The organism is Micromonospora sp. NPDC003776 (assembly GCF_053605645.1).
Map to the genome: position 1 here is coordinate 1 of NZ_JBSGJR010000949.1, position 1,315 is coordinate 1,315.

A 1,315-nucleotide genomic window follows, 5' to 3' on the forward strand; every position below is an offset into this window, starting at 1 on the left:
GCAGCCCGCCCGTGACCAGCGGCGAGGCCGATACGTCCCGCAGACCTCCAGCCATCCGGGAAAGATGCTGCCTCAGCTGGCCGCGCACGCGATCATGTCCCGCCTGCCGTGCCCGCCCCGGCCGCGGATCCGATCGGCCCGGCCGCCGCGACCCGACCGGTCCTGTTCGAGGTCACCGAGCGGGTTTCCCGGGTCGGGCGGGGACACCCCGCCTCGCTCCGGACGCGGTGGAGCTTCACCGCGGTCGGTCCGGCTCTGCGGACCGGTCAACCGGGCCACCCCCGGCCGCTTCCGGCGGACATCGCCGCCGGGTCCGGCACGCACGCCCCGACCACGACCGGCGCCGGTGCCGGGACCGCGGGGCACGGCGATCTGGCGGAAGCCACCGCCCACGACTGGACGCCGCCCGCCCAGTCCGGGCGCCCGTGCCGCGACTCCGGCGACAGCGCCCACCCGTCGCGCTCACCCCGACCGGGCACCCGACCCGCCTGACCGACGAGCCGGTCCGTCCCGCCACGGCGGGCGGCACCGGCAGCTCCGCGTACCCGCCTGCCTGACGGCCCCTGGTGGCCCGCGCCGGCCCGCGGAGAGCCCCGCGTCCCAACCGGCGGCCCCTTCCGACCTACCCGATCGACCCGACCAGGAGTTCCCATGAGCGTGAGCACGCCTGTCGTCCGGGCCCGGTGGTGCGACACCGACCGGATCGTCGACCTCGTCAGCGACACCCTCTGTCCGACCACCCTCGGCGCCTGGCTCGTCCCGGACGAGCGGCGCCGCGCCACCGTCCTGGCCGCCGTGGCCCGCATCTGGGTGGAGCACGCGCTGCTCTTCGGCGACGCCTTCCTGCTGCCGGACGGCACGGCGGCCACGATCTGGTTCCACCGGTACCGGCCCATCCCCTCCCCGGCCCGGTACGTCGACCGCCTCGGCGCGGCGTGCGGGGCCTATCACGAGCGGTTCCTCCGCCTCGGCCGGGCGCTCGCCGCGCGCCGCCCCACCGAGCCGCACAACCACCTGGCGATGCTGGCCGCGCCCGGGCCAGACCGGGTACGCCGGGCCGCCGCGCTGCTCGCCGGGGCGCAGCGCTGGATGGACACCCTGAGCCTGCCGACCTACACGGAGGCCCTCAGCGACGCCGACCGGGACCTCTACCGGCGCCACGGCTACCTGGACCGGGACGCCTTCCCGGTCCCGGGCGGCACGACGGCGCGGCCGATGTGGCGGCTGTCACCGTTCTGGACCGGCCGCTCCGGCAGCAACACCCGCTGGCCGGTGCGCCGCACCGGCGGGCGAACACGCAACGGCCGGACGAGTG

The 1,315-nt window shown here is 77.2% G+C and carries 1 protein-coding gene; it reads left to right on the forward strand.

What is annotated here, in order from left to right:
• Positions 1–651: 651 nt before the first annotated feature.
• Positions 652–1,315: N-acetyltransferase (locus ACWEVO_RS36595; protein WP_452311963.1), on the forward strand; the 664-nt coding region annotated here is incomplete at its 3' end.